Origin of the sequence: Cereibacter sphaeroides 2.4.1 (assembly GCF_000012905.2) — a bacterium.
GTDB classification, from domain to species: domain Bacteria; phylum Pseudomonadota; class Alphaproteobacteria; order Rhodobacterales; family Rhodobacteraceae; genus Cereibacter_A; species Cereibacter_A sphaeroides.
Map to the genome: position 1 here is coordinate 1,807,933 of NC_007493.2, position 25,956 is coordinate 1,833,888.

The following is a 25,956-nucleotide window of genomic DNA, read 5'->3' on the forward strand; positions in this document are numbered from 1 at the left end:
AAGCCGGCCCGCCTCGTCCACAAGGGAGGAATGCCATGGATCGTCGTTCATTCATCACCAAGGCCGCCGTGGGAGGGGCCGCCGCGAGCGCCCTCGCCGCGCCGGCGCTTGCCCAGTCCGCGCCCAAGGTCACCTGGAGGCTCGCCTCCTCCTTCCCGAAATCGCTCGACACGATCTTCGGCGGCGCCGAGGTGCTGTCGAAGATGCTCTCCGAGGCCACCGACGGCAACTTCCAGATCCAGGTCTTCTCGGCGGGCGAGCTGGTGCCGGGCCTGCAGGCCGCCGACGCCGTGACCGAGGGCACCGTCGAATGCTGCCACACGGTCGGCTACTATTACTGGGGCAAGGATCCCACCTTCGCGCTCGCGGCGGCCGTGCCCTTCTCGCTGTCGGCGCGCGGCATCAACGCCTGGCACTACCATGGCGGCGGGATCGACCTCTACAACGAGTTCCTTTCGCAGCACAACATCGTGGCCTTCCCGGGCGGCAACACCGGTGTGCAGATGGGCGGCTGGTTCCGGCGCGAGATCAACACCGTGGCCGACATGCAGGGCCTGAAGATGCGGGTCGGCGGGTTTGCCGGCAAGGTGATGGAGCGTCTGGGCGTCGTGCCGCAGCAGATCGCGGGCGGCGACATCTATCCGGCGCTGGAGAAGGGCACGATCGATGCGACCGAATGGGTCGGCCCCTATGACGACGAGAAGCTCGGCTTCTTCAAGGTGGCGCCCTACTACTACTATCCCGGCTGGTGGGAAGGCGGCCCGACCGTCCATTTCATGTTCAACAAGAGCGCCTACGAGGGTCTGACCCCGACCTATCAGTCGCTGCTGCGCACCGCCTGCCATGCGGCCGATGCGAACATGCTCCAGCTCTACGACTGGAAGAACCCGACGGCGATCAAGTCGCTCGTGGCGCAGGGAACGCAGCTCCGTCCCTTCAGCCCCGAGATCCTGCAGGCCTGTTTCGAGGCCGCGAACGAGGTCTATGCCGAGATGGAAGCCTCGAACCCCGCCTTCAAGAAGATCTGGGACTCGATCAAGGCCTTCCGCTCCGAGCATTACACCTGGGCGCAGATTGCCGAATACAACTATGACACCTTCATGATGGTGCAGCAGAACGCCGGCAAGCTCTGATCCCGAGCGCCGCACGAAAGAAGACCCCGGAGCCGCACTCCGGGGTCTTTTTCATGGTTCTCGCGGCACATGGCGGCCTCCGGCGGACAGGCGCGACCCGCCTTCTCGGCCCCGAAAGGAAACGGCGGCACCCGAGGGTGCCGCCGGTCCTCAATTCTGCGCAGGCGGAGCCAGACCCGGCGGCAGTCCACCCGGCGCGAGACCGGGCGGCGCGCCCGGAACGGCGCCGGGAGAAGGCGTTGCCGGAGCGGGAGCGGCAGGCACCTCCAGCGCGCCCGGTGCAGGCGCTTCCCCGGGCGCCGGGGCCGGAGTGGCCGGAGCGAGACCCGGAGGAACCCCGAGCCCGCCCGGGGCCGGTGCCGAACCCGGAGCCACCGGAGCAAGGCCGGGCGGCGTCCCGAGCCCTCCCGGCGCCGGGGCGAGCCCCGGAGGAGCTCCCAACCCGCCCGGGGCCGGAGCCTGTCCCGGCGCAAGGCCCGGAGGAGCGCCGAGGCCACCCGCGCCCGGAGCGGGCTGCGCCCCCGGAGCTCCGAGCCCGCCGCCCAGTCCGCCGCCGAGGCCTCCGCCCAGACCGCCGCCCAGACCCGGCATCTGCGGGAGCGTGATGGTCACGTTCGACGTATCCACCGGCGCGCCCTTGTAGTGCATGACCATCTGCGGGAACAGGATGACCAGCGCCACCATCACGATCTGGATGCAGACGAAGGGCACCGCCCCCCAGTAGATCTGTCCCGTCGTCACCGGCGCCATGCGCGCCTTGGTCACCGGGTCGATGTAGGACTGACGCGGCGCGACCGAGCGCAGGTAGAACAGCGCAAAGCCGAAGGGCGGGTGCATGAACGAGGTCTGCATGTTCACGCCGAGGATGATCCCGAACCAGATCAGGTCGATCCCCAGCGCCTCGGCCGCGGGCGCCAGCAGCGGCACGATGATGAAGGCCAGCTCGAAGAAGTCGAGGAAGAAGGCCAGGAAGAAGACCAGCACCGAGACGGCGATCAGGAAGCCGTATTCGCCCCCCGGCAGCGAGGTCAGCAGATGCTCGACCCAGATATGGCCGTTCACGCCGTAAAAGGTCAGCGAGAACATCCGTGCGCCGAGCAGGATGAACATGACGAAGGCCGAGAGCCGCGTGGTCGAGGCCAGCGCCTGTGTGACCACGGCGAGGTTCAGCCGCCCCTTGATCCCCGCGAGGAGAAGCGCACCCACCGCCCCCATCGCGCCGCCCTCGGTGGGTGTGGCGATGCCGAGGAAGATCGTGCCCAGCACGAGGAAGATCAGCGCAAGCGGCGGGATCAGCACGATGATGACCTGCTGCGCCAGCCGCGACATGAGCTTGCCGCCCGCGGCCCGGTCGAGGATGGCGGCGATGTAGATCACCGCGATCCCGGCCACAGCGCCAAGGATGTCCGCGTTCTCGGCCCCGTAGGCGCCCGCGAGCCAGTAATGCGTGGCCACGCCCACGCCCGCCGCCACCGCCAGCGCCACGATCAGCGACATGACGCCAGAGCCCAGCGTGCGCGCCTCGAGCGGCAGCGCCGGCATCGACTTCGGCTTCAGGATCGACATGACGAGCACATAGCCCATGTAGATCCCGGTGAGGATCAGGCCGGGGATCAGCGCCCCCTTGTACATGTCGCCCACCGACCGGCCGAGCTGGTCGGCCAGCACGATCAGCACGAGGCTCGGCGGGATGATCTGCGCCAGCGTGCCGGAGGCCGCGATGACCCCCGAGGCGATGCGGCGATCGTAGCCGTAGCGCAGCATGATCGGCAGCGAGATCAGCCCCATGGCGATGACCGAGGCCGCGACGACGCCCGTGGTGGCCGCAAGAAGGGCGCCCACGATGATGACCGCATAGGCCAGCCCGCCGCGGATCGGCCCGAAGAGCTGGCCGATCGTGTCGAGCAGGTCCTCGGCCATGCCGGATCGCTCCAGCACGATGCCCATGAAGGTGAAGAAGGGAATGGCGAGCAGCGTCTCGTTCGAGAGCACCCCCCAGAACCGGTCCGGCATGGTGCCGAGAAGGTTCCAGCCGAGGCTGATCGTCCCTTCCGACAGCGGGGCGAGCTCGACCCCGATGAAGAAGAACAGAAGCCCGTTGGCCGCCAGCGCGAAGGCCACCGGATAGCCCAGCAGCAGGAAGATCACGAGCGAGGCGAACATGATCGGCGCCATGTTCACCGCGATGAATTCCATCATTTCGGCACCTCGCCCGGCCGGGTCTCGCTGAGCTTCGCCTCGCCCGCGAGCAGTTCGCCTTCGCGCTCGGCCGCCTCATGGGCCGAGATGAAGGGCGCAGGATCCGGGATGAGGCCCCGCATCACGGCAATCTTCTTGATGATCTCGGACAGGCCCTGCAGGGCGAGGAGGAAGAAGCCTATCAGGAGCAGCGACTTGGCGGGCCAGATCGTCAGGCCGCCCGCGTTGTTCGAGATCTCGCCCGTCCTCCAGGACCGTTCGACGTAGGGGCCGAGGTAATAGAGCATCAGCAGCACGAAGGGCATGAGGAAGACCAGATGCCCGAAGAGGTCGATCCAGTGCTGCACCCGCCGCGAGAAGAGCCCGTAGACGATGTCGATGCGGATATGCTCGTTCTGCTTGAGCGTGTAGGCCGCCGCGAACAGGAAGGCCGCGCCGAACAGATACCATTGAAGCTCGAGCCAGGCGTTGGAAGAGGTGTTCAGCACCTTCCGCACCGTGGCGTTGCCTGCGCTGATGAAGATCGCGATCAGGATCAGCCAGGATACCCCGCGGCCGATGAGCTCGTTCATGCGGTCGATCGACCGCGACAGGCCGAGTAGCCCTCCCATGTTCCTCCCTCTCCCCGGTTTCATTGTGGAAAAGTGCCGGTTCCCGGGGCTACCTATGTCGAAGCCCCCCCATGCGTCAATGCGCGGACCCGTCCCGCGCCCTGCGGAAAGCCGCATTTCGCCGGCCGGAGGCGGGCGGCGACCGGCGCCGTCCAATCCTTGGGCGGGCGTGGGAGGGCCCGGGCGCCAGTCGTGGGGGGGGCGCGACGTCTTGGCGCAGACCATTCGCCTTTTGCGTGCGGCATCAAGGCCTATCTGAGAATTTCTGATGCAGATCAAGGCGCCTGGGCCACACGAATGGGTAATCAGCGGATGATAGAGACGGGCAGGACGGGGCCGAAGGCCTTCCTCGACAGCCTGTTTCCCGCCCGGAAGGACGCAAGACCATGCTCGACCTGATGAACAGCCTCGATCCGCGGGCCGCCCTCGGTCTGCACCTCGGCATCGTGGCGGTGACGGTGGCCGGGATCCTTCTGGTGGCAGGCCTCCTGCGCGAGCCCTCCCGCGACGGCTTCGGCACCTACGAGAGCGGCGCGCCCGTGGGGGCCCCTCCGCGGGGCCGGGTCGCCACGCAGTATTTCCTCGTGGCCGTCTTCTTCATGATCTTCGACGTCGAGGTGGCGGTGCTCTTCGCCTGGGCGGTGTCCGCGCTCGACCTCGGCAGGGGCGCGCTCGTCGCCGCCACCATCTTCATCCTCGTGCTGCTCGCCGCCCTCGCCTGGCTCTGGATGGAGGGCGCGCTCGAGACCGGACCGCGGAAGGAACGGGCATGAGCTGGACCATCGGGCGCCCCGATGCGGAGGCGCCGGAGGACCGCATGGCGGCCTCGCACCTTTTCACGCGGCTCGACGATCTGGTGGCCTGGTCGCGCAAGCACAGCCTCTGGCCGTTCAACTTCGGGCTCAGCTGCTGCTATGTCGAGATGGCGACGGCGCTGACGCCGGTCTACGACCAGGCCCGCTTCGGGGCCGAGGTCATCCGCTCCACCCCGCGGCAGGCCGACCTCCTGATCGTGTCGGGCACCGTCTTCCGCAAGATGGCCGTGCCGCTCTACCGGCTCTACAGCCAGATGCGCGAGCCGCGCTGGGTGATCTCGATGGGCGCCTGCGCCAATTCGGGCGGCATGTATGACATCTATTCCGTGGTGCAGGGCGTCGACAGCTTCCTCCCCGTCGATGTCTATGTCCCCGGCTGCCCGCCGCGCCCCGAGGCGCTGATGGAGGCGCTGGTGCTCCTGCAGTCGAAGATCGCGACCGAGGCGCGGCCGCTGCAGATCCGCATGGGAGAGACCGGCCCCGCCCGGCCCTTCGACCCGGTCCCGCGGCGCGACGCCCTGCGCGAGGCGCGCATGGCCGTCACCCGACTGGCAGATCCGGAGGCGACATGAGCCTCGATCAAGCCATCCCCGAGGCGCTTCAGGCGCTGCGCACCCGTTTCGGTGCCGCGGTTCGGGCCGAGCAGGCCACGGGCGAGGCGTTCCCGGTGCTCTGGCTCGATGCCTCGGTCTGGGAGGCGGCGCACCGCTTCCTGCGCGAGGAGATCGCGGCGCCCTTCCCGCTGCTGGCCGATCTCTGGGCCATCGACGAGAGCCTCCGGCAGCATCGCACAGGCCAGCCCGCCTCGCGGATCACGCTCTGCTCGCATCTCGTGTCGCTGGTGCGGAACGCGGACCTGAGGCTGAAGCTCGCCACCGACGGCCGCGCGCCCTCGATCGCCGGGGTCTATGCCAATGCCGACTGGTACGAGCGCGAGGCGCACGACATGTTCGGCCTCGACTTCGGCCGCGAGACGCGCCGGATCCTGATGCCGCCGACATGGGAGGGGCATCCGCTCCTCAAGACCCATTACGCGCGGGCGACCGAGAAACCGCCCTTCGTGCTGACCGACCGGCTGTTCGAGGCCGAGGAGCGCGCGACGATCACCGACCCCGACCTGCTCGGCCTGCCGAAGCTGCGCGACGGCGAGGAGCTGATGGTGCTGAACTTCGGCCCGCATCACCCCTCGACCCATGGCGTGTTACGCATCCTCCTCGGCCTCGACGGCGAGGAGGTGGTCTGGGCCTGGCCCGACATCGGCTATCACCACCGCGGCGCGGAGAAGATGGCCGAGCGCCAGACCTGGCACGGGTTCATCCCCTATTGCGACCGGATCGACTATCTGGGCGGCGTGATCTCGGAGCTGCCCTACCTTCTCGCGGTCGAGCGGCTCTGCGGCATCGCCGTGCCGCCCCGCGCGCAGATGATCCGGGTCATGCTCTGCGAATTCTACCGCATCATGAACCATCTGCTGTTCTACGGCACCATGGCGCAGGACGTGGGCGCCATGTCGCCGGTCTTCTACATGTTCACGGACCGCGAGAAGGGCCACGAGATCCTGAACGCCATCACCGGCGCGCGGATGCATCCGGCCTTCTTCCGCATCGGCGGCGTGGCGATGGATCTGCCCGACGGTTGGGACGCGATGGTGCGCGGCTTCCTCGACTGGATGCCCGCGCGGCTCGACGAATACGAACGGATGGTGCTGCGCTCCGAGCTGTTCCGAGCCCGCACCGTGGGCGTCGGCGCCTATGACACCGACACCGCCCTCACATGGGGCACCACCGGCCCCGGCCTCCGCGCCACCGGCTGCGACTGGGATCTGCGCAAGCTGCGGCCCTATTCCGGCTACGAGCAGTTCGACTTCGAGGTGCCGCTGGGCCAGCGCGGAGACATCTTCGACCGCACGCGGGTGCGCGCCGACGAGATGAGAGAGTCTCTCAAGATCATCCGCCAATGTCTTGAGAACATGCCGGAAGGCCCCGTGAAGGCCGACCATCCGCTGACGACGCCGCCCCCCCGCGGCGCGATGCAGAAGGACATCGAGACGCTGATCGCCCATTTCCTGCAGTCGAGCTGGGGCACCGTCGTTCCCGCCGGCGAGGCCACGGGCCAGATCGAGGGCCACCGCGGCCTCACGCAATATGCCATCGTCTCGGATGGCGGCACGCAGAGCTACCGGACGCGGATCCGCACGCCCTCCTTCGCCCATCTCCAGATGATCCCGAAGATCGTGCCCGGCATGACCGTGGCCGACCTCGTGGCCCATATCGCCAGCATCGATTTCGTCATGTCGGACGTCGACCGATGAGCCTTTCGCCCGATCTTCTCGCCCGCATCCGCGCCGCCTCGGACGAGCATGGCGGCCCCCGTGCCGCGATGCTCGAGGCGCTGAAGCTGATCCAGCACGAGCACGGCTGGGTGTCGGATCCGCATCTGGCGGAAGCGGCGGCGACGCTCGGCGTGCATCGCGCGGAAATGGAAGCGCTGGCGAGCTTCTACTCGCTGATCTTCCGCCATCCGGTCGGGCGGACGGTGATCCTGCTCTGCGACGGCGCCTCCTGCTGGCTGAACGGCGCCGAGGAGGTCCGCGAGGAGCTGAAACGCCGCCTCGGCATCGGCTTCGGCGAGACCACGGCCGATGGGCGCTACACGCTGCTGAACGTGGCCTGCCTCGGCGGCTGCGACCGTGCGCCCGCGGCCGTCGTGGGCCGCGACCGGCAGCTCGTGGGCCCGCTCTCGCCCGCGGGCGTCGCGGCCCTGCTGGAGGACGGATTGTGACCGACCTGCCCCTCACCGGCCGGGCCCGCCCCGACCGCCGTCCGCACACGCTCGCCGAATGGCGGGCCGAGGGCGGCTACGAGGCGGTGGATCGCGCGCGAAGCATGGCGCCCGCCGAGATCATCGACATGGTCGAGGCCGCGCATCTGAACGGCCGCGGCGGCGCGGGCTTCCCCGCGGGGCGCAAGTGGCGCTTCATGCCCGAGCGCGGGACCTCTCCCGGCGAGGGCCCGAGCTATCTGATCGTCAACGGCGACGAGATGGAGCCCGGCGCCTTCAAGGACCGCTTCCTGCTGGAAGCCCTGCCGCATCAGGTGATCGAGGGCGCGATCATCACCGCCCGCGCCACCCATGCGGACGAAGCGATCGTGCTCATCCGCGACGAATACCGCCCCGGCATCGCCGCCGTGGAGCGTGCCATTCACGAAGCGCGGGATGCGGGCCTTCTGGGCGACCTCGCGATCCGCGTCCACCCCTCGGCCGGCCGCTACATCGTGGGCGAAGAGACCGCGCTCATCACCGCGCTGGAAGGCCACCGCGCCGTGCCGAGGAAGCGCCCGCCCTTCCCGGCGCAATCGGGGCTCTGGGGCCGGCCCACCACGGTGAACAACGTCGAGACCATCTCGCTCGTCCCCCATATCCTGTCGCTCGGGCCGCAGCGGTTCCGCGCCCTGTCGCGCACGGAAGAGGGCGGCACCAAGCTCTACGGCGTCTCGGGCCGGGTGAAGCGCCCGGGCCTCTTCGAGGCACCGATGGGCACCACCGCGCGCGAACTGATCGAGCGCGCGGGCGGCGTCTCGGGCGACGGGCAGCTCCGCGCCTTCCAGCCCGGCGGCGGCGCCAGCGGCTTCTTCGGCCCCGACCGGCTCGACCTGCCGCTCGACTTCGGCCATGTGGCGAAAGCGGGCTCGATGTTCGGCACGGGCATGCTGATCGTGCTCGACGGCACCGCCTGCCCGGTGGGCTTCCTCGCCCGGCACATGCGGTTCTATGCGCGCGAAAGCTGCGGTTGGTGCACCCCCTGCCGCGAGGGGCTGCCGCTGGTGGCGAAGATCCTCGACCGGTTCGCCGCGGGTCAGGGCCGCCGCGCGGATCTGGAGCTGTTGCAGATGACCGCCGCCGAGGCCGCCCCGCGCGGGCGCAGCTTCTGCGACCTGATGGGGGGCGCCATGGCGCCGCTCGCCTCGGGGCTTTCGATGTTCGCGGCCGAGTTCGAAGCGCGACTGGCCGAAGGAGAGCGGGCATGAGGATCACCGTCAACGGCCGCCCGCTCGAGGTCGAGGGCTCGAAGGACCTGCTCACCACCTGTCTTTCGGCGGGCATCGAGATCCCGCATTTCTGCTGGCACGGCGATCTGGGCTCGGTCGGCGCCTGCCGGCTCTGCGCGGTGCGGGTGCATGACGGGCCGGAGGATACCGAGGGCCGGATCGAGATGGCCTGCATGACGCCCGTGCGCGAGGGCCAGCGGATCGAGGTCATGGACCCGGAGGCCGAGCGGTTCCGCGCCCGGATCGTCGAATGGCTGATGGTGAACCACCCCCACGATTGCGCGGTCTGCGAGGAAGGCGGCGCCTGCCACCTGCAGGACATGGTGGTGGCTTCGGGCCACCATCGCCGGCGCGCCGAGGTGGCGAAGCGCACCCACCGCAATCGGGATCACGGGCCGTTCCTCACGCAGGAGATGAACCGCTGCATCGGCTGCTACCGCTGCCTCCGCTTCTACCGCGACTATGCGGGCGGGCGCGATTTCGAGGTGCTGGGCGCCCATGACCGGGTCTGGTTCGGCCGCACAGAGCCCGGCGCGCTCGACAGCCCCTTCGCCGGCAACCTCGCCGAGGTCTGCCCCACCGGCGTCTTCGACGACCGCTGGTGGTCGCGCCACTACGCGCGGCCCTGGGACATGGCCGAGACGCCCTCGATCTGCGCGAACTGCGCGGTTGGCTGCAACATCACCCTCTTCGAGCGCGGCGGAACGCTCCGCAAGGTGCAGAACCGCACGCATGGCGCGATCAACGGCTCGTTCCTCTGCGACCGGGGCCGGTTCGGGGCGCTCGCGGCCGAGGCGGCCCGTCCGACCCATCCCACCCGCAAGGGCGCCGGGATCCTCTGGACCGAGGCCATTGAGGCCGCCCGCGCCCTCGTCGCGCGGGGGGCCATCGGCATCGGCTCACCCCGCGCCTGTCTCGAGACCAATTTCGCGCTGCGCAGGCTCGTGGGCGAAGACCGGTTCTTCGCCGGATGCAGCGCGTCCGAGGCGGCGCTGGTGGCCCGGATGGCCGCGATCCTGCGGCAGGGACCGGCGGGGATCGCGGCCATCCGCGACATCGAACGGGCCGATGCGGTGCTCGTGCTGGGCGAGGATCTGACCGGCACCGCGCCGCGCGCCGCACTTGCCCTGCGGCAGGCCGCCCGCGGCGCCGAGCGCCGTCTCGCCGCCGAAAAGGGCGTGCCGGACTGGATGGATGCCGCGGTGCGGGTGGCGGGCGAAGGCCGCCGCTCGCCGGTCGCAGTGGTCACGCCCCTGCCCGACGCGCTCGACGAGGTGGCGCTCTGGCCGCTCCGTCGCACGCCGGCCGAGGTGGGCGCCTTCGGGCATGCCGTGGCCGCGGCGCTGCGCGGCGAGGAGGCTGCACCCGACGCGCGTGCGGTGGCCGAGGCGCTGGTCGCGGCCGAGGTGCCGGTGGTGATCGCGGGGGCGGGCCTCGGCCTCGCCGCTCCGGCCGAGGCTGCGGCCGCCGTCGCCGCGGCGCTGGGTGCGCGCGCGCGGATCGCGCTCTTCCCGCCCGAGGCGGGCAGCCTCGGTCTGGCCCTGCTGGGCGGCACTGGGCTCGAACGGGCGGTGGCCGAGCTCGAGGCCGAGCCGCGCCCCGTGATCCTGCTCGATGCCTCCCTGCCCGACCGTGCGCCGGCCGAACTCGTCGAGCGGCTGATGGCCGCCGCGACCGAGGTGATGCTGCTCGACTGGCTCGACGGGCCGCTCGCGCCGCAGGCGGATCTCCTGCTGCCGGTCACGGCGCCGGCCGAGACCTCCGGCACCTACATCAACCACGAGGGCCGTGCGCAGCGGTTCTTCACCGGCCGCCCGTCCGAGCTGGTTCCGGCCTGGCGGCTGCTCGCGCCGCTCTGCGGAGCGACCGAGACGACGCTCGACGAGATCCTCGCCGCGCTGGCGCACGATTGCCCGGATCTGGCGGCGGTCTGCGACGCGGCCCCCGGGGCCGGGGGCGCGCCAGTCGCGCGGCTTCCGGCCCGCGCCTCGGGGCGCACCGCCTTCGATCTGGCGGGCCGCCTGCCCGAGGGCCAGCCGCGCGCGGATGCGGAGTCCGCGCTGGTCTGGTCGATGGAAGGCGCGCAGGGGCTGGAGGTGCCGCCCGCACTTCGGACCCGCGCCGATCGTCCGGGGCTGCATTCGGCGAGCAGCGCATGGCTCGGCACCGAGGGCGTGGGCGGGCCGGTCCGCGGCGGCGATCCCGGGGTGCATCTGTTCGCAGAGGGCGGCTCAGGGGCGATCCATGCCGGACGGGGCACGCCGCTCGAGGATCTGCCGGGCGAGGGCTTCCGCCTCCTGCCGCTCCACGACCCCTTCTCCGCCAGTTCCGCCGACCGGGCGAGCCCGCCGCTTGCCGAGCGCGCGTCCGCGCCGAGGCTCCTCCTCCATCCCGAGGATGCGGCCGCCCTCGGCGCGGCAGAGGGCGCGCGGCTTCTGATCGACGGGACCGCGGCCCCCGCGCCGCTTTCGCTCGATCCGTCGGTGCCGCGCGGGCATCTGGCGCTCTCGGGCGCGCGATCCCATGCGCGCTTCGTCACGCTGGAGGTGGCGCGATGAGTGCAGGACTCTTCCTCCGAGCGCCCTTGCCGGCACGGGCCCACCCCGCCCGGACATCGAGCCCCGGACTCGATGGCCTTTCCGCGCCCGCCCCCCTCGCAACAAGGGACGGCGTCCGATCCCTCCCCGCGCGAGGCCGGGCCGTCCCGACGGATGCCGCCCCCCCGAACCGAGCCGGCACCGCGGAGGGTCGGGCATGAGCGTCCTTCTGATCGCCCTCTTCTCGCTGATCCTGCTGCTGGCGCTTCTCGGAGCGGCGGGCGTCTTCACCTGGGGCGAACGGCGGCTTCTGGGCTTCCTGCAGGAGCGGCTCGGGCCGAACCGCGTGGGGCCCTTCGGCTTCCTGCAATGGGTGGCCGACACGCTGAAGCTCCTCACCAAGGAGGATGCGCCACCGGCCGGCGCCGATCTCGCGGCCTACCGGCTCGCGCCGGCGCTCGCGGCCTTCCCGATGCTTGCGGGCTTCGGCGTGGTGGCCTTCGCCCCCCGCCTCGTGATCTCGGACCTCGACGTGGGCGTGCTCTTCGTCATGGGGATGCTCGCGCTGACCGTCTGGGCGCTGGTGCTGGGCGCCTGGGGCTCGCGCAACCGCTATGCGATGCTGGGCGGCCTGCGGGCGGCCGCGCAGATGCTGGCCTACGAGAGCTTCCTCGGCCTCTCGCTCATGGGCTGCGTGCTGCTCGCGGGCAGCTTCCGCATGGGCGACATCGTGGCAGCGCAGGAGGGCGGGCTCTGGTTCATCCTGCTTCAACCGCTCGGGGCCGCGCTCTTCTTCCTCGCGGGCCTCGCCGCCGCCCACCGCCTGCCCTTCGACCTGCAGGAATCCGAGCAGGACCTCGTGGCGGGCTTCATGACGGAATATTCGGGGATGAGCTTCGCGCTCTTCTTCCTCGGCGAATATCTGGCGATCCTCCTCGTGGCCGCGCTCTTCACCACGCTCTTCCTCGGCGGCTGGGCCGGGCCGATCCTGCCGGGGCCGATCTGGTTCGGGCTGAAGGTGGCCGCGATCTCGGTCGTCTTCGTCTGGCTGCGCGCGGCCCTGCCGCGCCCGCGCTACGATCAGCTCATCTCCTTTGCCTGGAAGGTGGCGCTGCCGCTGGCGCTCCTGAACCTCTTGGTCACCGCCTGGATCGCGGTGGGGAGAGCGGCATGAAGGGCATTCTCGACAGCATCCTGCGCGTGGGGCGGATGATCTTCGCGCCCACGAAGACCGTGCAATATCCCGAGGAGAAGCTGCCGCTCGCGCCCCGCACCCGCGGCCGGATCGTGCTGACGCGCGACCCCGACGGGCAGGAGCGCTGCGTGGCCTGCAATCTCTGCGCCGCCGCCTGCCCGGTCGACTGCATCGACGTGGTCAAGGCCGAGACGCCGGACGGGCGCTGGTATCCCGAGAGCTTCCGCATCAATTTCGCGCGCTGCATCTTCTGCGGCTATTGCGAGGAGGCCTGCCCCACCTCGGCGATCCAGCTCACCCCGGACGTCGAGCTTGCCGACTACCGCCGCGGCTTCCTGCAATACGAGAAGGAGGATCTGCTCATTTCCGGTGAAGGCAAGCATCCCGGCTACCGCTACTGGGACGTGGCGGGCAAGGCCATCGCGGGCAAGGCGCAGGATCCCGTCGATCCGAAGGACCTCTGCCCATGAGCGACCTTGTGGCCGTCTGGTGCGCCTCGGTGGCGCTGGCCTCGGCGATCCTCGCGGTGACGCGGCCGGCGATCGTCCATGCGCTGATCTGGCTCGTGGCGGCGCTCCTGTCGCTGGCGGGCAGCTTCTTCGCGCTGGGGGCGAGCTTTGCCGGCGCCGTCCAGATCCTGATCTATGCGGGCGCCATCGTCGCGGTCTTCGTCTTCGTCGTGATGACGGCGGATGCCTCGCCCGAGGCGCTCGCGCGCGAGCGGGCGCGGCTCTCCGCGGGCTGGAAACGCCCGGCCGCCGCGGTGGCGCTGGTGGCGGTTCCGCTGGTGCTGGGGCTTCTGACCCGCACCTCGGCCCCGGAGGCCGCACCGGCCACGGGCGCCGGGCTCGGCGCGATCCTCTTCGGCCCCTGGGCGCTGGCCGTCGAGGTGGCCTCGGGGCTCCTTCTGGCCGCGCTCATGGGCGCGCGCCACCTCGGGCGGCGGAGGGAGGAGCCATGAGCGTCACGACCCTCATCCTCCTCCTCGCGCTTGCGGGCGGGATCTTCGCCACCGGCTTCTTCGGCCTGCTGGCCCGGCGCGCGATCCTGTTCCAGCTCATCTCGCTCGAGATGATGCTGGCGGGCCCTGCCCTCGCCTTCCTCGCCGGCGGCGCCTTCCATGGCAGCCAGCAGGGACAGGCGATGTTCATCCTCATCATCATCCTCGCCGCCGCCGAGGTGGCGCTGGGGCTTGCGCTCTATCTCGCGCTGCGCCGGGGCGCGGATGTCGAGGACAGCGACACGATCGCGGGGCTGAAGCACTGACATGCTGAGCCCCTATCTCCTCCTCCTGCTCGTGCCCGCGCCGCCGCTCGCGGTGTTCCTGATCCTCGGGCTCGATCCGTTCTTCCTGCGCCGCAAGGCGGTGCAGGGGCTGGCGCTTCTGGGCGGCATCGCGCCCTTCTTCGCCATGCTGCCGCTGCTGGGCCTCTGTCTCGGGACGGAGTGCCGGGGCGTCATGCCGATCTTCACGCTGGTCTTCGGCCAGTCCGAGGTGGCGCTGGCGCTGCTGCTCGATCCGATGAGCACGCTCGTGGGCCTCACGGTCGCGGCGGTGGGCGCCATGGTGATGACCTATGCCATCGACTACATGTCGGATGCGCGCATCGCCGACCTGCGGCGCTTCTTCGCGCTGATGAACCTGTTCCTCGCCGCCATGCTGACCATGGTGCTGGCGGGCGACACGATCACCTTCTTCTTCGGCTGGGAGCTGATGGGGCTCTGCTCCTTCTTCCTCATCGCCTACAACACGGGCCTGCCGCAGGCGGTGGCCGCGGGGCGCAAGGCCTTCATCATCACCCGCTTCGCCGACGCCTTCCTGCTCGCGGGGCTGCTGCTCCTGTTCCTCGAGGCCAATTCCGTGCGCCTCGACGTGCTGATCCCCGCGGGCACGATCATGACCGAGGACCGGCATGTGGTGATCGCGCTCCTGCTGCTCGCAGGCGCCCTCGGCAAGTCGGCGCAGGTGCCGTTCCACACCTGGCTCCCCTCGGCCATGGCGGGGCCCACGCCCGTCTCGGCGCTGCTCCACTCGGCCACGATGGTGGCGGCGGGCGCCTTCATGCTGGCGCGCTTCTCGCCCATCGTCATGTCCGAGCCCGCGGTGCAGACCATCGCCGCCATCTTCGGCGTGGGCACCGCGGCCTTCGGCGCGCTCTCGGCGATCTTCCAGGCCGATGTGAAGCGGTTGCTGGCCTATTCCTCGATCAGCCAGATCGGCTTCATGGTGCTGGCCGTGGGCCTCGGCGCGCCGCAGGTGGCCATCGCCCATTTCGTCGTCCATGCGATGTTCAAGTCGCTCCTGTTCCTTGCCGCGGGCGACATCACCCATGGCTCGGATCTGGGCACCAGCATGATGGCGATGCGCGGCGCGCTGCGCAGACGGCCCATCGCCTTCGTGACCTATGTGGCGGGCGCCTCGTCGCTCGCGGGCCTGCCCTTCGTGACCGCGGGCTGGTGGTCGAAGGAGGCGATCCTCGCCACCGCCTGGAGCGGCGGCGCCTTCGGCATCCTCGTCTGGGGCGTGGCGCTTCTCACCGCGACCTGCACCGCCATCTATGCCTTCCGCCCGGTGTTCGAGGCGCTCCAGCCCGAGCCCGAGCATCTGAGCCGGGCCCGCCACGGCCATGCCGTGGCCCTCGACCTGCATTACCGCAAGCGCTGGGGCAGCGCCTTCATCGGCCTGCCGCTCGTGGTGCTGGCCTCGGGCTCGCTTCTGGGCGGCGTGCTGGTCGGGCCGATCATCCGCTTCCTCGGCGCCGAGCCGCCGCATCCCTCGCACCTGCCCGAGCTGGTGGCGGCCTTCGCGCCCTTCGTGGGCATCGCGACGGCGGCGGCGCTGACCTTCGTGCCCTCGCTCGCCGCGGCGGTCGCGGGCGCGCGCGACATGCGGCGGCCCACGCGGCTCGACCGCAAGTTCCAGCGCTGGGTGATCGAACCCTATGTCCGGCTCGTCCGCTTCCTTGCAGGCAACCGGATGGGCGCGCGGGCCGAGGCCGAGCTCGAGCTGCGCCATGTGCAGATCGTGCGCTGGCTGAGCCGCGGCGCGCGGATGGACGGGATCTATCAAGCGCTCTTCGTGCGCCCCTTCGTGAATACCGTCCGCTGGCTGACCGGCCACCGCGGCGGCACCGTCGATCCGGTGGGCACGCTGCCCGTCACCCTCGCCCAGAGGGGAATGCAGGCGCTGGTCACCCGGCTCGCGCATGACCGGTTCGACCGGTTCTGGATGCGCTCGGCCAACCGTCTGGTGCGGCTCTGGGTGCTGGCCTCGGCCCTTCAGACGGGGCGGAGCCGGGACTATGCGCTCGGTGCGGCTCTGGGAACGGCCGCTCTTCTCGTGATTGCATGGGGTACGACATGGAACTGACCGCGCTCATCCTGCTGCCGTTCTTCGGCGGGGTCGCCGCGCTCTTCGCCGGGCGCTGGGGACGGGACGCCGAGCGCTGGGTGGCGATCCTGGCCTTGAGCCTCGCGCTCCTCATCCTGATCTCGAGCTTCTTCTCGCCCGGCGACGGGCGCTGGATCGCGCTCGAGCGCTACGACTGGGCGCCCTCGCTGGGGGTGCAGGTGATCCTCGCCATGGACGGGCTCTCGGGGGCGCTTCTTCTGGTGTCGCTGGCGCTCGGGATCGTCTCGGTCGTCGTCTCCTGGAAGATCACCGAATATCCGGGCCTGCTGAACGCGGCGCTGCTCTGGACGGTGGCGGCCTCGAACGGGGTGTTCCTCTCGTTCGACCTCCTCGTCTTCGCCTTCTTCTGGGAGCTGATGCTGGTTCCGGCCTTCCTGCTGATCTCGGTCTGGGGACATGGCGACCGCGAGGCGGCGGCGCTGAAGTTCCTCGTCTTCAACGCGGTGGCGGGGCTGGGGCTCCTGGCCGCGGTCTTCTATCTCGGGGCCACGGGCGACAGGGTCACGTTCGACGCCTTCGAGGTGGCCGAGCGCCAGATCCCGCACGGGGTGCAGGTCCTGCTGCTCCTGGGCTTCGCCGGCGCCTTCCTCGTGAAGCTGCCCGTGCCGCCGCTTCATGCCTGGCTGCCCGACGCCCATACCCAGGCGCCCACCGCGGGCTCGATCCTGCTCGCGGGGCTTCTCCTGAAGACCGGGGCCTACGGGCTCTTCCGCTTCCCGCCGATGCTCTTCCCCGAAGGCTTCGCCACGCTCGCGCCCTTCGGGCTGGCGCTCGGCGCCTTCGGCTCGATCTACGGCGCGCTTCTGGCCTGCGGGCAGACCGACGCCAAGCGGCTGGTGGCCTATACCTCCGTTGCGCACATGAGCATCGTGCTCATGGGGATTTGCGGCGGGGTCTATTTCTCGCTCATGGGGGCGGGCGTCGAGATGGTGGCGCATGCCTTCTCGGCCTCGGCGCTGTTCCTGCTGATCGGCGCGCTCTATGACCGGACCGGCACGCGCGACCTGCGCGAGCTGGGCGGGCTCCAGCAGAACGCGCCGCGCTTTGCCGCCGCCTTCGCGGTCTTCTTCTCGGCGGCGCTCGCCATGCCGGGCACCGCGAACTTCCTCGGCGAGGCGCTGGTCATCACCGGCATGTTCCAGGTGAACTGGATCTTCGCCTCGATCACGCTCATCTCGCTGGTGGTGTCGGTCGTCTATGCCACGCGGCTGTTCAAGCGGGTGGTGTTCGGCACGTCGCGCCGGACAGCCGCGCTCGAGGATCTGACCTTGCGCGAGATGGGGCCGATCGTGCTCCTCGCCGTGGCCACGCTGCTCTTCGGGATGCTGCCGCAGATGCTGATGGGCGCGCTCGAAGGCGCGGTCGAGGCGGCCCTTACGTCGGTGACGGTTCCCTGATGCCGAGCTTTCCTGCCCTTGTGCCCGTGATCCTGCTCGGTGTCGGCGCGGTGGCGGCGATGCTGGCCGCCCCCCGCCTGCCCGGCCTCTCGCGCTGGATCGCGGGAACGGCGCTCCTCTGCGCGAGCGTCGCACTCGCGCTGCGGCTCGGCGCACCTGCAAGCCTCTCGGAGCTGCTGGCCGACGACCGGCTGGCACGCCTCGCGGGGCTCGGCATCTGCCTCGCGGGTCTGGGCAGCCTTGCCTTCCTGCGCCCGGCTGGTCCCTCGAAGGAGGGGCCGGCGCTTCTCCTTCTCGCCACGCTCGGGGGCACGGTGCTCGCGGGCGCCATCCATGCGGCGACCCTTTTCCTCGGGCTCGAGCTCATCACGCTGGCCCTCGTCGCGCTCTTCGTCCTGCCGCTCGACCGGCCCGCGCTCGAGGCGGGCTACAAGTTCCTGATCCTCGGCGCGGCGGCGGCCGCAACGCTGCTGATGGGGCTCGCCCTCGCCCATGCCGCGACGGGGTCGCTCGCGCTCGTGGCCCTCGGCGGCGAGGGCGTGCTTCCGGCGCTGGCCGCAGCGCTCCTCCTCGCAGGGCTCGCCTTCAAGTTCGCCCTCGTGCCCTTCCACATGTGGACGCCGGACGCCTTCACCGGAGCGCCCGGCGCCGCGGCGGCCTTCGCGGGCGCCGCCTCGAAGATCGCCGTGGTGGTGGCGCTGATCCGGCTCGATGCGGTGGGCCTGCCCGAGGTCTGGGCACTCGGCCTCGCGGCCTTCGGCGGCGCCTCGATGCTCCTCGGCAACATCGCGGCCCTCCGGCAGGACAGTCTGGCGCGGATGCTCGGCTATTCCTCGGTGGCCCATGCGGGTTACATCGCGGCGGCGCTGGGGGCGGGCGCGGCTTCGGCGCCGGCGGCCGCGGGCTTCTACATCCTGGCCTATGCGCCCGGGCTGCTGGCCGCGCTCTGTGTGGCGACGCTCCTCGGGCGCGAGACGCGGATCGGCGATCTGCGCGGCCTCGTCTGGTCCCGGCCGCTCGCCGGGGCCGCGCTGGCGGTGGCGCTCGTCTCGCTGGCGGGCCTGCCGGTGTCGGCGGGATTCTTCGGCAAATATGCGATCTTCTCGGCCCTCATCGAGGCGCGGGCCTGGCTGCTCCTCGCGCTCGCGCTCGTGGGCTCGGCCCTCGGAGCCTATTACTACCTGCGCTTCGTGGCGTTGATCTTCCGCCGTGTGGAGGCTCCTGCCCTTGCCCCGCTCCGCTGGTCCGACCGCACGCTTCTCGCGCTGGCCACCGGCATGACCCTCCTTCTCGGGGTCCGGCCCGACCTGCTCCTAGACCTCGTGCGGACAGCCCTCGGCTGAGACATCCGGGACAATCCCGGCAGGAACCGCGGGTGGACCGCGATCATTGGTGCGGCAAGCGTCAGGGAGCCCGCACCATGAGCCCACACCGGCCGATCCTCCGGTCCGAAGAAACCTGTTGGCGCCTCGCGCGCGCCGACCGTCTGGCCGTCATCATCGATGCCGCCGACTATTTCGCCCGCGTGAAGCAGGCCATTCTCGAGGCGCGCCACTCGGTGCTGCTCGTGGCCTGGGACTTCGATGCGCGGATCCGCCTCGACCCGCGCGGCCCCCGGGGCAAGAGCCCGGACCGGCTGGGCCGCTTCCTCAACTGGGTGGTGCGCCACCGACCCGAACTCGAGATCCGGGTGCTGAAATGGGACCTCGGCACCGTGAAGGCGCTGGGGCGCGGCTCGACCCCGCTCTTCGTGCTGGACTGGCTGACGGACAGGCGGATGAAGTTGCGCCTCGACAGCGCCCACCCTTTGTCCTCGGTGCATCACCAGAAGATCGTGGTGATCGACGATGTGCTGGCCTTCTGCGGCGGCATCGACATGACCGCCGACCGCTGGGACACGCGCGACCATCTCGACGACGACCCGCACCGGCGTAGGCCCACCACGCGGCGGGCCTACGGGCCGTGGCACGATGTGACGACCGCGGTGAACGGACCAGCGGCGGCGGCCCTGGGCCAGATCACGCGCGACCGCTGGGAGCAGGCCACCGGCGAGCGGCTCGAGCCGCCGCCGGCCTGCGAGACGCGCTGGCTCGAGGGGCTCGAGCCGCTCTTCGAGGGGGTGGACATCGGCATCTCGCGGACGCTGCCGGAATATGGCGAGCGGAAGGGCGTGCATGAGATCGAGAAGCTCTATCTCGAGATCATCGCCCGGGCCGAGCGGTCCATCTATATCGAAAGCCAGTATTTCGCCTCGCGCCGGATCGGGGATGCCATCGCCGCGCGGCTGCGCGAGCCCGAGGGCCCCGAGATCGTGGTGGTCAATCCCCTGACCGCGAGCGGCTGGCTGGAGGAGACGGTGATGGGCGCCGCCCGCGCCAAGCTTCTCAAGGAGATCGCCGAGGCCGACCGCTACGACCGGTTCCGCATCTACCATCCGGTGACGCTGAAGGGGCAGCCGATCTATGTCCATGCCAAGGTTCTGGTCATGGACGAGCATCTGCTGAAGGTCGGCTCCTCGAACCTCAACAACCGCTCGATGGGGTTCGACACGGAATGCGATCTCTCGGTCGAGGCGGGCCCCGCCGACAGTGGCCTGCAGGAGCGGATCACGCTCTTGCGCGACGACCTGATCTCTGAGCATCTGGGCGTGCCGCTTGCCACTTTTCAGGACGTGCTGAGGGCCAAGGGCTCGCTGATTGCGGCCATCGAATCCCTGCGCGGTCCGGGGCGGTCGCTGCGGCCGCTCGAGCCGCCGGAGCTGGGCCCCATCGGCGAGAATGTGATCGCCGAGAACGACCTGCTCGATCCCGAGCGCGTGTCGCGCTTCTGGCGCAGGCGGAGCGGCTGGGCCGGGCTCGGGCGCGCGTCATGACCCCCGCCGAGCGGCAACGCGAGCTCCAGCGGCTCGACGATCTGGCGCGGCTCCTCGATGCGCGCTTCCGTCTCTTCGGCATCCGCTTCGGCTGGGACGGGATTGCGAGCATCGTGCCGGGTCTCGGCGATGCGGTGACGGCGCTGCCCGGGGCCTGGCTGATCTGGCGGGCCAGCAGGCTGGGCGTTCCGAGGTCCGTCATCCTGCGGATGGCGGCCAATTGCGGCATCGACCTCGTGGGGGGCAGCGTGCCGCTCCTCGGCACGCTGTTCGATGTGGCCTTCAAGTCGAACCTGCGCAACATGGCCCTGCTCCGCCGGCATCTGGAGGAGACGCGCTAGAGGCTGCCCGCCACGGGTTCGTCAGGGCGCGTCCGGCGGAAGCGAGGCGTAATAGGCCGCGAGAGCCACGATCTCCGCATCGCTCAGGAGCTTTGCCGCCTCCGTCATCAGCGGGGCCCGCGGCCCGCCGCCGCGCACCCCGTCGCGCCAGAGCCGCAGCTGCACTTCGAGATAGGCGCGATATTGCCCGGCAAGCGCCGGCGTGTCGGAACGCCTGCGCTCGGCATCGGGGCCGTGGCAGGACTGGCAGGCCGGCACGTCCCGAAGCCCGGCCTCGGCCGTCGCCAGAGCGCGTCCGCGCACCACGGGATCCGCCGCAACGGCGGCCGCGGCCGCGGCCTCGCCCCGCGGCGCCTCTCCCGCAGCGGCGGCAACCGAGCCCGCGACCGGCTCGCTGAGCGTCGCCACGGCGGCGGCAGGTTCCGGCCCGCCGTGGAAGGACCCGGAGAGGGTGGTGAGCGGGACGTCCCATGCGGGTGTGTCCGCCGGGGCTTCCGGTCCCGCGGCGGGGCGTGTGGCCCCCTCTTCGCCGCCGGCACGCACCCGGCCGAAGCGCTGCGCCAGCGCCCGCAGCCTTTCGCCCGGCACGGCGGAGGCGGCATGTGTCATGTAGCCGCTCTGCCGCCGCCCGTCGCGATAGGACAGCAGCGCCATCTCCAGATAGTCCGGGGTCTGGATGTCGAGCCGGGGAATGCGCGCATTGCCCGACACGCCGTCGGTGCCGTGGCATCCGGCGCAATAGCCGAAGCCCGGCGGGCCCTCGGTGGAGGCGGGTCCCACCAGCGCCGCATATTGCTCATGGGTCATGCTGCCCACGCGGGTGAGGAAGGCCACGACCGACCAGACCTCGTCGTTGCGCACCGAGGGCCAGCCCGGCATCCCGGACATCTTCACGCCCTCGCGCACGATCCAGCCGAGTTCGGCCGGCGTCCATGAACCGACCGCCTCGGCGATGGGCGGAGGCGCGGGCACCATCGCGCGGATCGTGGCCGTCCGCATCGTGCCCGGCGCGCCGTGGCAGGTCTCGCAGGCCGAGGCATAGTGCCGGGCGCCGAGGCGCACCATGGGCTCCGTCAGATCGGGCACCTCCTCGGGCGACGGGGCGCGCAGCTCGACGGAGTTGCGGAAGGTGGTGTGGAGCACCCAGCTCACGCCCGGCCAATGCCCGCTCCGCGCCGAGGTGTTGTAGAGGCCGAGGAAGACCACGGCCAACCCGGCCAGCGCCCCCGCCACGGCCAGACCTCCCAGAAGCAGGACAGGTCTCATGCGGATCCCTCCGGGGTGCGCGATTTCATCGACAGGTCCCCGCAAATAGCGCGGGCAGCGCGGTGTAGACGGTGCCCACGAAGGAGACGATGGCGAGCAGGAAGGCCGCGTGGCCCAGAAACTCGTGCCGGTCCTCGTTGTTGCCGCCCGCGTGGGAGTAATCGTGATCGTCGAGGAAATCCCATTGCCGCCAGGCGCTGCGGGCCACCAGCAGGATGCCCGCGAGGGCGAGCAGCGTCAGCGCGGCCATGCCCCAGCGCAAGAGATCGACTTCCGCTTCCGCGCGCGGGACCTTGGCGCAGAAGACGGCGGCCGCTCCGTAGCAGAGCACGAAATGCACAGCCCAGATCGTGGGGGCGAAGGTGATCTTCCAGAGGCTCGCGCGCTCCTCGGAGAATTCCTGCTCCTGCGAGATCTTCCGCTCGTCGCTCATGCCGCCCCCCTCAGCCCAGCACCCGCGGCGCACCCGCGATCATCGCCACCGTCACCAGCACGGTCAGCCCCAGGAAGTGCCAGAACAGGGCCGAGTTCCACAAAGGCGCGTCGTAGCGTGGCGTGATCCGCCCGAAGATCAGGCCCGCCAGCCCGTAGAGCTGGAAGATCAGGCCCGCGATCAGGTGGGCGACGGTCCAGACCACGAGGACCCACATGCTGGCCGGATAGACATGCTCCGTGGGCTCGAGGCCCGCCACATGGGGCGAGGCGATCAGCGCGGCCCCGGTCGCGAGCGTCAGGAGCGGCGCTGCGGAGAGGCACAGCCGGGCAAGGCCCGTGCGGTGCCGGCGGTTCGCCTCGCGCGCGGCGAGCGTCAGCGCCCAGGAGGCCGCGCCCAGCGCCAGCGCCGCGAGGGCCAGCGGTCCGTCCGCGTGCGCAGCGCCCGCGGGGGGATAGTCGGTGCCCGCCGTCCAGTAGAAGAAGACCCCGAACACCAGGCTCGCGAAGGCCGTGCTGTCACCCAGCATCGTGATCCAGACGGCCCACCAGCCGACCGCCCCGGAGCCCGAGACATAGATCGGCAACCGGAGCCCAAGCCCCACGTCGGCCATCTCCTTCTCGGGGATCTCGGCCGATCCGGTCCAGAGCCACCAGACCACCATGGCCACGGCCAGAACCGCGCTGACGATGGCAGGCCCGTACCAGGCGAAGGTCGGGAAGATGAAGGCGCCGCCCGTGAAGACTGCCGCCCAGATCGTCTTCCAGGTCGGCCCCCCGATCCGCAGAAGCTGGAGCGGGCGGCCGTCGATCACCGAGGTCACCAGCGTCTCGCGCCGCCCCGCCTCGGCATCGGGCAGGTAGAAGCGGCCGGCATCCATCCGGTCCACGAGCTCCCGCTGCTGCCAGAGCGGATAGCGCGTGTCGATGTAGGGGATCGAGCGGACGCCCCAGGATTCGTCCTCGAGATCGTGGGTCCATTCGAGCGTGCCGGCTCCCCACGGGTTGCGCTCGGAGAGCTTCGCCCGCTTCGGGCGCAGGAGATCCCAGACGAAGACCGCGAAGCCGGCCGCCATCACGAAGGCGCCGACGGTCGAGACGAGGTTCAGCCAGTCCCAGCCGACATGGCCGGGATAGGTGAAGACGCGCCGGGGCATCCCCTTCAGCCCGGTCAGGTGCATGGGCAGGAAGGTCACGTTGAAGCCGGTGAAGAGCAGCCAGAAGGACCAGCGCCCCAGCCGCTCCGACAGGGTCTTCTTGGCGATGACGGGGTAGAAGTAATAGACGCCCGCGATGACCGGAAAGACCATGCCGCCGAACAGCGTGTAATGGAGGTGGGCCACGATGAAATAGGTGTCGTGGACCTGCCAGTCGAAGGGCGCGATGGCCACCATGACGCCGGTGAGCCCGCCTGCGGTGAAGACCGCGAGACCGCCCGCGATCCAGAGCATCGGCAGGATCATCTTCACGCGGCCCACCATGAGGGTGGCCACGAAGGCGAAAAGCTGGATGCCCGTGGGGATGACGACCGCCTCGGAGGCCGCCGAGAAGAAGCCGAGCGACAGGGCCGGCAGCCCGGTGGTGAACATGTGGTGCACCCAGAGGCCGAAGCTGATGAAGCCCGTCCCCACCGCCGAGAGCACGATCCAGGAGTAGCCCACGATCGGGGTGCGCGCCGCCGTGGGTACGATCATCGCGGCAAGGGCGATCGAGGGCAGGAAGATGATGTAGACCTCGGGATGGCCGAAGATCCAGAACAGGTGCTGCCAGAGCAGCGGATCCCCGCCCCTTTCGGGATCGAAGAAGGGCCAGTCGAACCCGCGCTCCATCTCGAACAGGAGATCGCCCGCGATCAGCGGCGGGAAGGCAAAGAGGATCATGCCGCCCACGACCAGCACATACCAAGCGTAGAGCGGCATCAGATTGACGCGCATCCCCGGCGGGCGGCACTTCAACACGCCCACGATCAGCTCGACTGCGGCGGCGATCGAGGCCACCTCGATGAAGGACAGGCCCAGAAGCCAGATGTCCGAGCCCAGCCCCTCGTCCTGCGTGGCGAGCGGCGGATACATGAACCAGCCCGAGCGAGGCGCCGCATCGAACAGGATCGAGCCCAGCACGAAGACGCCCCCGATCAGGAAGCACCAGTAGCCATAGGCCGACAGGCGCGGGAACGGCAGGTCCCGCGCGCCCAGAAGCGAGGGCAGCAGGATGATCGAGATCGCCTCGAACATCGGAACGGCGAAGAGGAACATCATCGCCGAGCCGTGCATCGTGAAGAACTGGTTGAACCGGTCGGCCGAGAGGAAGTCGTTGTGGGGCACGGCGAGCTGCACCCGCATCAGCAGCGCCAGCACGCCCGCGCAGAGCATGAAGGCGAGCGCCGTCAGGGCATACCAGACGCCCACCTCGGTGTTGTTCACCGCCGACCAGTAGCGCCAGCCTTTGGGTGTCGCCCAGACCCGGCGCAGCCGGTCGGCCTGCGCCTCGGCGACCTCGGTCGGCACCGGCTCGGCGAGCATGGCCTCGGTCGGCGGAAAGGGACCTTCGGGAACCGGCGCGTCGGTGTCGCGGACTTTTCTCATTCGAGCGCCTCCAGCCAGGCCGCCAGGGCCTCGAGTTCCGCCTTCGACAGATGGCCATAGGCGGGCATCCGCACGCCGGGCTTGAAGGCCTCCGCATGCGCGATCCAGGAGACCAGCGCCCCCCGCTCCATCGGCAGGATCCCTGCGGCGAGCGTCGTGCGGCTGCCGATGTGGGTGAGATCGGGGCCGACGACGCCCGCGGCCGGCGTGCCGCGGACTGCGTGGCAGGCGCCGCAGCCTTCCCGGAAGAAGATCGCTTGTCCCTCGCCCTCGGGGGCCCGTGCAGGGGCGGCCTCGGCCTCGAGCCAGCGGGCGAATTCGGCCTCCTCCAGCACGACGGCATTCATGGCCATCAGCGCGTGCGAGGCGCCGCAGAATTCGGCGCACTGGCCACGGTAGATGCCGGGCGTCACCGGCTCGAGCGACATCCGGGTGGTCCGCCCGGGGATCATGTCGGTCTTGCCGCCGAGGCCCGGCACCCAGAAGGAATGGATCACGCGCCCGGCCAGCAGCTCGATCTCGGTGCGGCGGCCGGCGGGCATGCGCAGCTCGTTGGCCGAGACCACGGGCTCTTCGGAGCCCGGAGGGTAGTAGTCCACCCGCCACCAGAATTCCTCGCCAGTGATGCGCACCCGCAGCCCGTCGCCGGGCGCGCGCTGGTCCGGCATGATCGACAGGCCCCACGACAGAAGGGACGTCAGCACTACGAGCGGCAGCACGATGCCGCCGCCGATGATGACCGCCTCGGCCAGCTTGCGCGACATGCGGCCGGGCCTGCGGCGGGTGACGTAGAGAAAGAGGCCGTTCAGAGACAGCCAGAGCAGGACGGCCCCCACCAGCATCACGGTGAAGAGGCGATTGATCTGCAGGGCATCCGCGCCGCCGGCCGAAAAGACCGACTGAGGTCCGCCGCATCCGGCCGATATCGTCAGGATGAGAAGGCCGAGGCCTGCCCGGTATCGCGCTCGCATTCCGCCCCTCGGTTTCCCCGGTGCCGCACCTCATGCGGGATCGCACGGCTCCATCACGGGAACGTGTGGTGCCGTGACTTCGTTCCGAGGTCCCGCAGGGACTTTTTCAGCGAGGAGAGGTCCGGGGTCGCGGCCGCACGT

22 protein-coding genes are annotated in these 25,956 nt (G+C 70.3%); 16 read left to right on the plus strand and 6 right to left on the minus strand.

All coding sequences use genetic code 11. The features are described 5' to 3' along the window. Positions 1 to 35: 35 nt before the first annotated feature. Positions 36 to 1,133, plus strand: a complete 1,098-nt coding sequence (locus tag RSP_RS08730; RefSeq protein WP_011337992.1) for a TRAP transporter substrate-binding protein — start codon at positions 36 to 38, stop codon at positions 1,131 to 1,133. Positions 1,134 to 1,283: 150 nt separating this feature from the next. Here RSP_RS08730 and RSP_RS08735 read toward each other — a convergent pair whose 3' ends face one another. Then, a complete protein-coding gene (locus RSP_RS08735) occupies positions 1,284 to 3,332 on the minus strand; it encodes a TRAP transporter large permease (RefSeq protein WP_011337993.1) in 2,049 nt (682 codons plus the stop codon). Then, on the minus strand, positions 3,329 to 3,943 hold the full coding sequence (locus RSP_RS08740) for a TRAP transporter small permease subunit (protein WP_009563933.1): 615 nt from the start codon (positions 3,941 to 3,943) through the stop codon (positions 3,329 to 3,331). Before RSP_RS08740 ends, RSP_RS08735 begins: the two co-directional genes overlap by 4 nt. A gap of 386 nt (positions 3,944 to 4,329) precedes the next feature. Here RSP_RS08740 and RSP_RS08745 point away from each other — a divergent pair, with 386 nt between their 5' ends. From RSP_RS08745 to RSP_RS08815, 15 genes are all read left to right on the plus strand, one after another. Next, positions 4,330 to 4,716: an NADH-quinone oxidoreductase subunit A gene (locus RSP_RS08745; RefSeq protein WP_009563932.1), complete on the plus strand. Its 387-nt coding sequence runs from the start codon at positions 4,330 to 4,332 to the stop codon at positions 4,714 to 4,716. Beyond that, positions 4,713 to 5,330, plus strand: coding sequence for an NADH-quinone oxidoreductase subunit B (locus tag RSP_RS08750; RefSeq protein WP_002720250.1), 618 nt, complete (start codon positions 4,713 to 4,715; stop codon positions 5,328 to 5,330). Before RSP_RS08745 ends, RSP_RS08750 begins: the two co-directional genes overlap by 4 nt. After that, positions 5,327 to 7,069 carry an NADH-quinone oxidoreductase subunit C/D gene (gene nuoC, locus RSP_RS08755; RefSeq protein WP_011337994.1) on the plus strand — a complete coding sequence of 581 codons (1,743 nt, stop codon included), beginning with the start codon at positions 5,327 to 5,329 and terminating at the stop codon, positions 7,067 to 7,069. The genes RSP_RS08750 and nuoC overlap by 4 nt, the downstream gene beginning before the upstream one ends. Further along, on the plus strand, positions 7,066 to 7,539 hold the full coding sequence (nuoE, locus tag RSP_RS08760) for an NADH-quinone oxidoreductase subunit NuoE (RefSeq protein WP_011337995.1): 474 nt from the start codon (positions 7,066 to 7,068) through the stop codon (positions 7,537 to 7,539). Before nuoC ends, nuoE begins: the two co-directional genes overlap by 4 nt. Continuing rightward, positions 7,536 to 8,786 carry a complex I 51 kDa subunit family protein gene (locus tag RSP_RS08765; protein ID WP_011337996.1) on the plus strand — a complete coding sequence of 417 codons (1,251 nt, stop codon included), beginning with the start codon at positions 7,536 to 7,538 and terminating at the stop codon, positions 8,784 to 8,786. Before nuoE ends, RSP_RS08765 begins: the two co-directional genes overlap by 4 nt. Beyond that, the gene (gene nuoG / locus RSP_RS08770) at positions 8,783 to 11,365 is read left to right on the plus strand and encodes an NADH-quinone oxidoreductase subunit NuoG (protein WP_011337997.1); all 2,583 of its coding nucleotides are present in this window, start codon (positions 8,783 to 8,785) and stop codon (positions 11,363 to 11,365) included. Before RSP_RS08765 ends, nuoG begins: the two co-directional genes overlap by 4 nt. Positions 11,366 to 11,561: 196 nt before the next feature. After that, entirely contained in the window at positions 11,562 to 12,518 is a 957-nt protein-coding gene (gene nuoH, locus RSP_RS08775) for an NADH-quinone oxidoreductase subunit NuoH (RefSeq protein ID WP_011337998.1), read from the plus strand. Further along, positions 12,515 to 13,009, plus strand: a complete 495-nt coding sequence (gene nuoI / locus RSP_RS08780; RefSeq protein ID WP_009563922.1) for an NADH-quinone oxidoreductase subunit NuoI — start codon at positions 12,515 to 12,517, stop codon at positions 13,007 to 13,009. The genes nuoH and nuoI overlap by 4 nt, the downstream gene beginning before the upstream one ends. Continuing rightward, the gene (locus RSP_RS08785) at positions 13,006 to 13,500 is read left to right on the plus strand and encodes an NADH-quinone oxidoreductase subunit J family protein (RefSeq protein ID WP_011337999.1); all 495 of its coding nucleotides are present in this window, start codon (positions 13,006 to 13,008) and stop codon (positions 13,498 to 13,500) included. Before nuoI ends, RSP_RS08785 begins: the two co-directional genes overlap by 4 nt. Then, the gene (locus RSP_RS08790; RefSeq protein WP_011338000.1) at positions 13,497 to 13,805 is read left to right on the plus strand and encodes an NADH-quinone oxidoreductase subunit NuoK; all 309 of its coding nucleotides are present in this window, start codon (positions 13,497 to 13,499) and stop codon (positions 13,803 to 13,805) included. Before RSP_RS08785 ends, RSP_RS08790 begins: the two co-directional genes overlap by 4 nt. Position 13,806: 1 nt before the next feature. Then, positions 13,807 to 15,909 carry an NADH-quinone oxidoreductase subunit 5 family protein gene (locus RSP_RS08795; RefSeq protein ID WP_002720259.1) on the plus strand — a complete coding sequence of 701 codons (2,103 nt, stop codon included), beginning with the start codon at positions 13,807 to 13,809 and terminating at the stop codon, positions 15,907 to 15,909. Further along, complete coding sequence (locus RSP_RS08800; protein WP_002720260.1) at positions 15,900 to 17,348, plus strand: complex I subunit 4 family protein; 1,449 nt, start codon at positions 15,900 to 15,902, stop codon at positions 17,346 to 17,348. The genes RSP_RS08795 and RSP_RS08800 overlap by 10 nt, the downstream gene beginning before the upstream one ends. Further along, on the plus strand, positions 17,348 to 18,691 hold the full coding sequence (locus tag RSP_RS08805; RefSeq protein ID WP_011338001.1) for an NADH-quinone oxidoreductase subunit N: 1,344 nt from the start codon (positions 17,348 to 17,350) through the stop codon (positions 18,689 to 18,691). Before RSP_RS08800 ends, RSP_RS08805 begins: the two co-directional genes overlap by 1 nt. A gap of 77 nt (positions 18,692 to 18,768) precedes the next feature. Continuing rightward, a complete protein-coding gene (locus tag RSP_RS08810) occupies positions 18,769 to 20,220 on the plus strand; it encodes a phospholipase D-like domain-containing protein (protein ID WP_023003668.1) in 1,452 nt (483 codons plus the stop codon). After that, positions 20,217 to 20,561: a DUF4112 domain-containing protein gene (locus RSP_RS08815; protein ID WP_011338003.1), complete on the plus strand. Its 345-nt coding sequence runs from the start codon at positions 20,217 to 20,219 to the stop codon at positions 20,559 to 20,561. The genes RSP_RS08810 and RSP_RS08815 overlap by 4 nt, the downstream gene beginning before the upstream one ends. A 21-nt stretch (positions 20,562 to 20,582) precedes the next feature. Here RSP_RS08815 and RSP_RS08820 read toward each other — a convergent pair whose 3' ends face one another. From RSP_RS08820 to RSP_RS08835, 4 genes are read right to left on the minus strand one after another with little or no spacing between them, the layout of a single operon-like run. Continuing rightward, on the minus strand, positions 20,583 to 21,827 hold the full coding sequence (locus RSP_RS08820; RefSeq protein ID WP_011338004.1) for a c-type cytochrome: 1,245 nt from the start codon (positions 21,825 to 21,827) through the stop codon (positions 20,583 to 20,585). Positions 21,828 to 21,852: 25 nt separating this feature from the next. Beyond that, positions 21,853 to 22,260: a hypothetical protein gene (locus RSP_RS08825; RefSeq protein ID WP_011338005.1), complete on the minus strand. Its 408-nt coding sequence runs from the start codon at positions 22,258 to 22,260 to the stop codon at positions 21,853 to 21,855. Positions 22,261 to 22,270: 10 nt separating this feature from the next. Further along, on the minus strand, positions 22,271 to 24,844 hold the full coding sequence (gene ctaD / locus RSP_RS08830; protein ID WP_011338006.1) for a cytochrome c oxidase subunit I: 2,574 nt from the start codon (positions 24,842 to 24,844) through the stop codon (positions 22,271 to 22,273). Continuing rightward, on the minus strand, positions 24,841 to 25,815 hold the full coding sequence (locus RSP_RS08835; RefSeq protein ID WP_011338007.1) for a cytochrome c oxidase subunit II: 975 nt from the start codon (positions 25,813 to 25,815) through the stop codon (positions 24,841 to 24,843). The genes ctaD and RSP_RS08835 overlap by 4 nt, the downstream gene beginning before the upstream one ends. Positions 25,816 to 25,956: the final 141 nt, after the last annotated feature.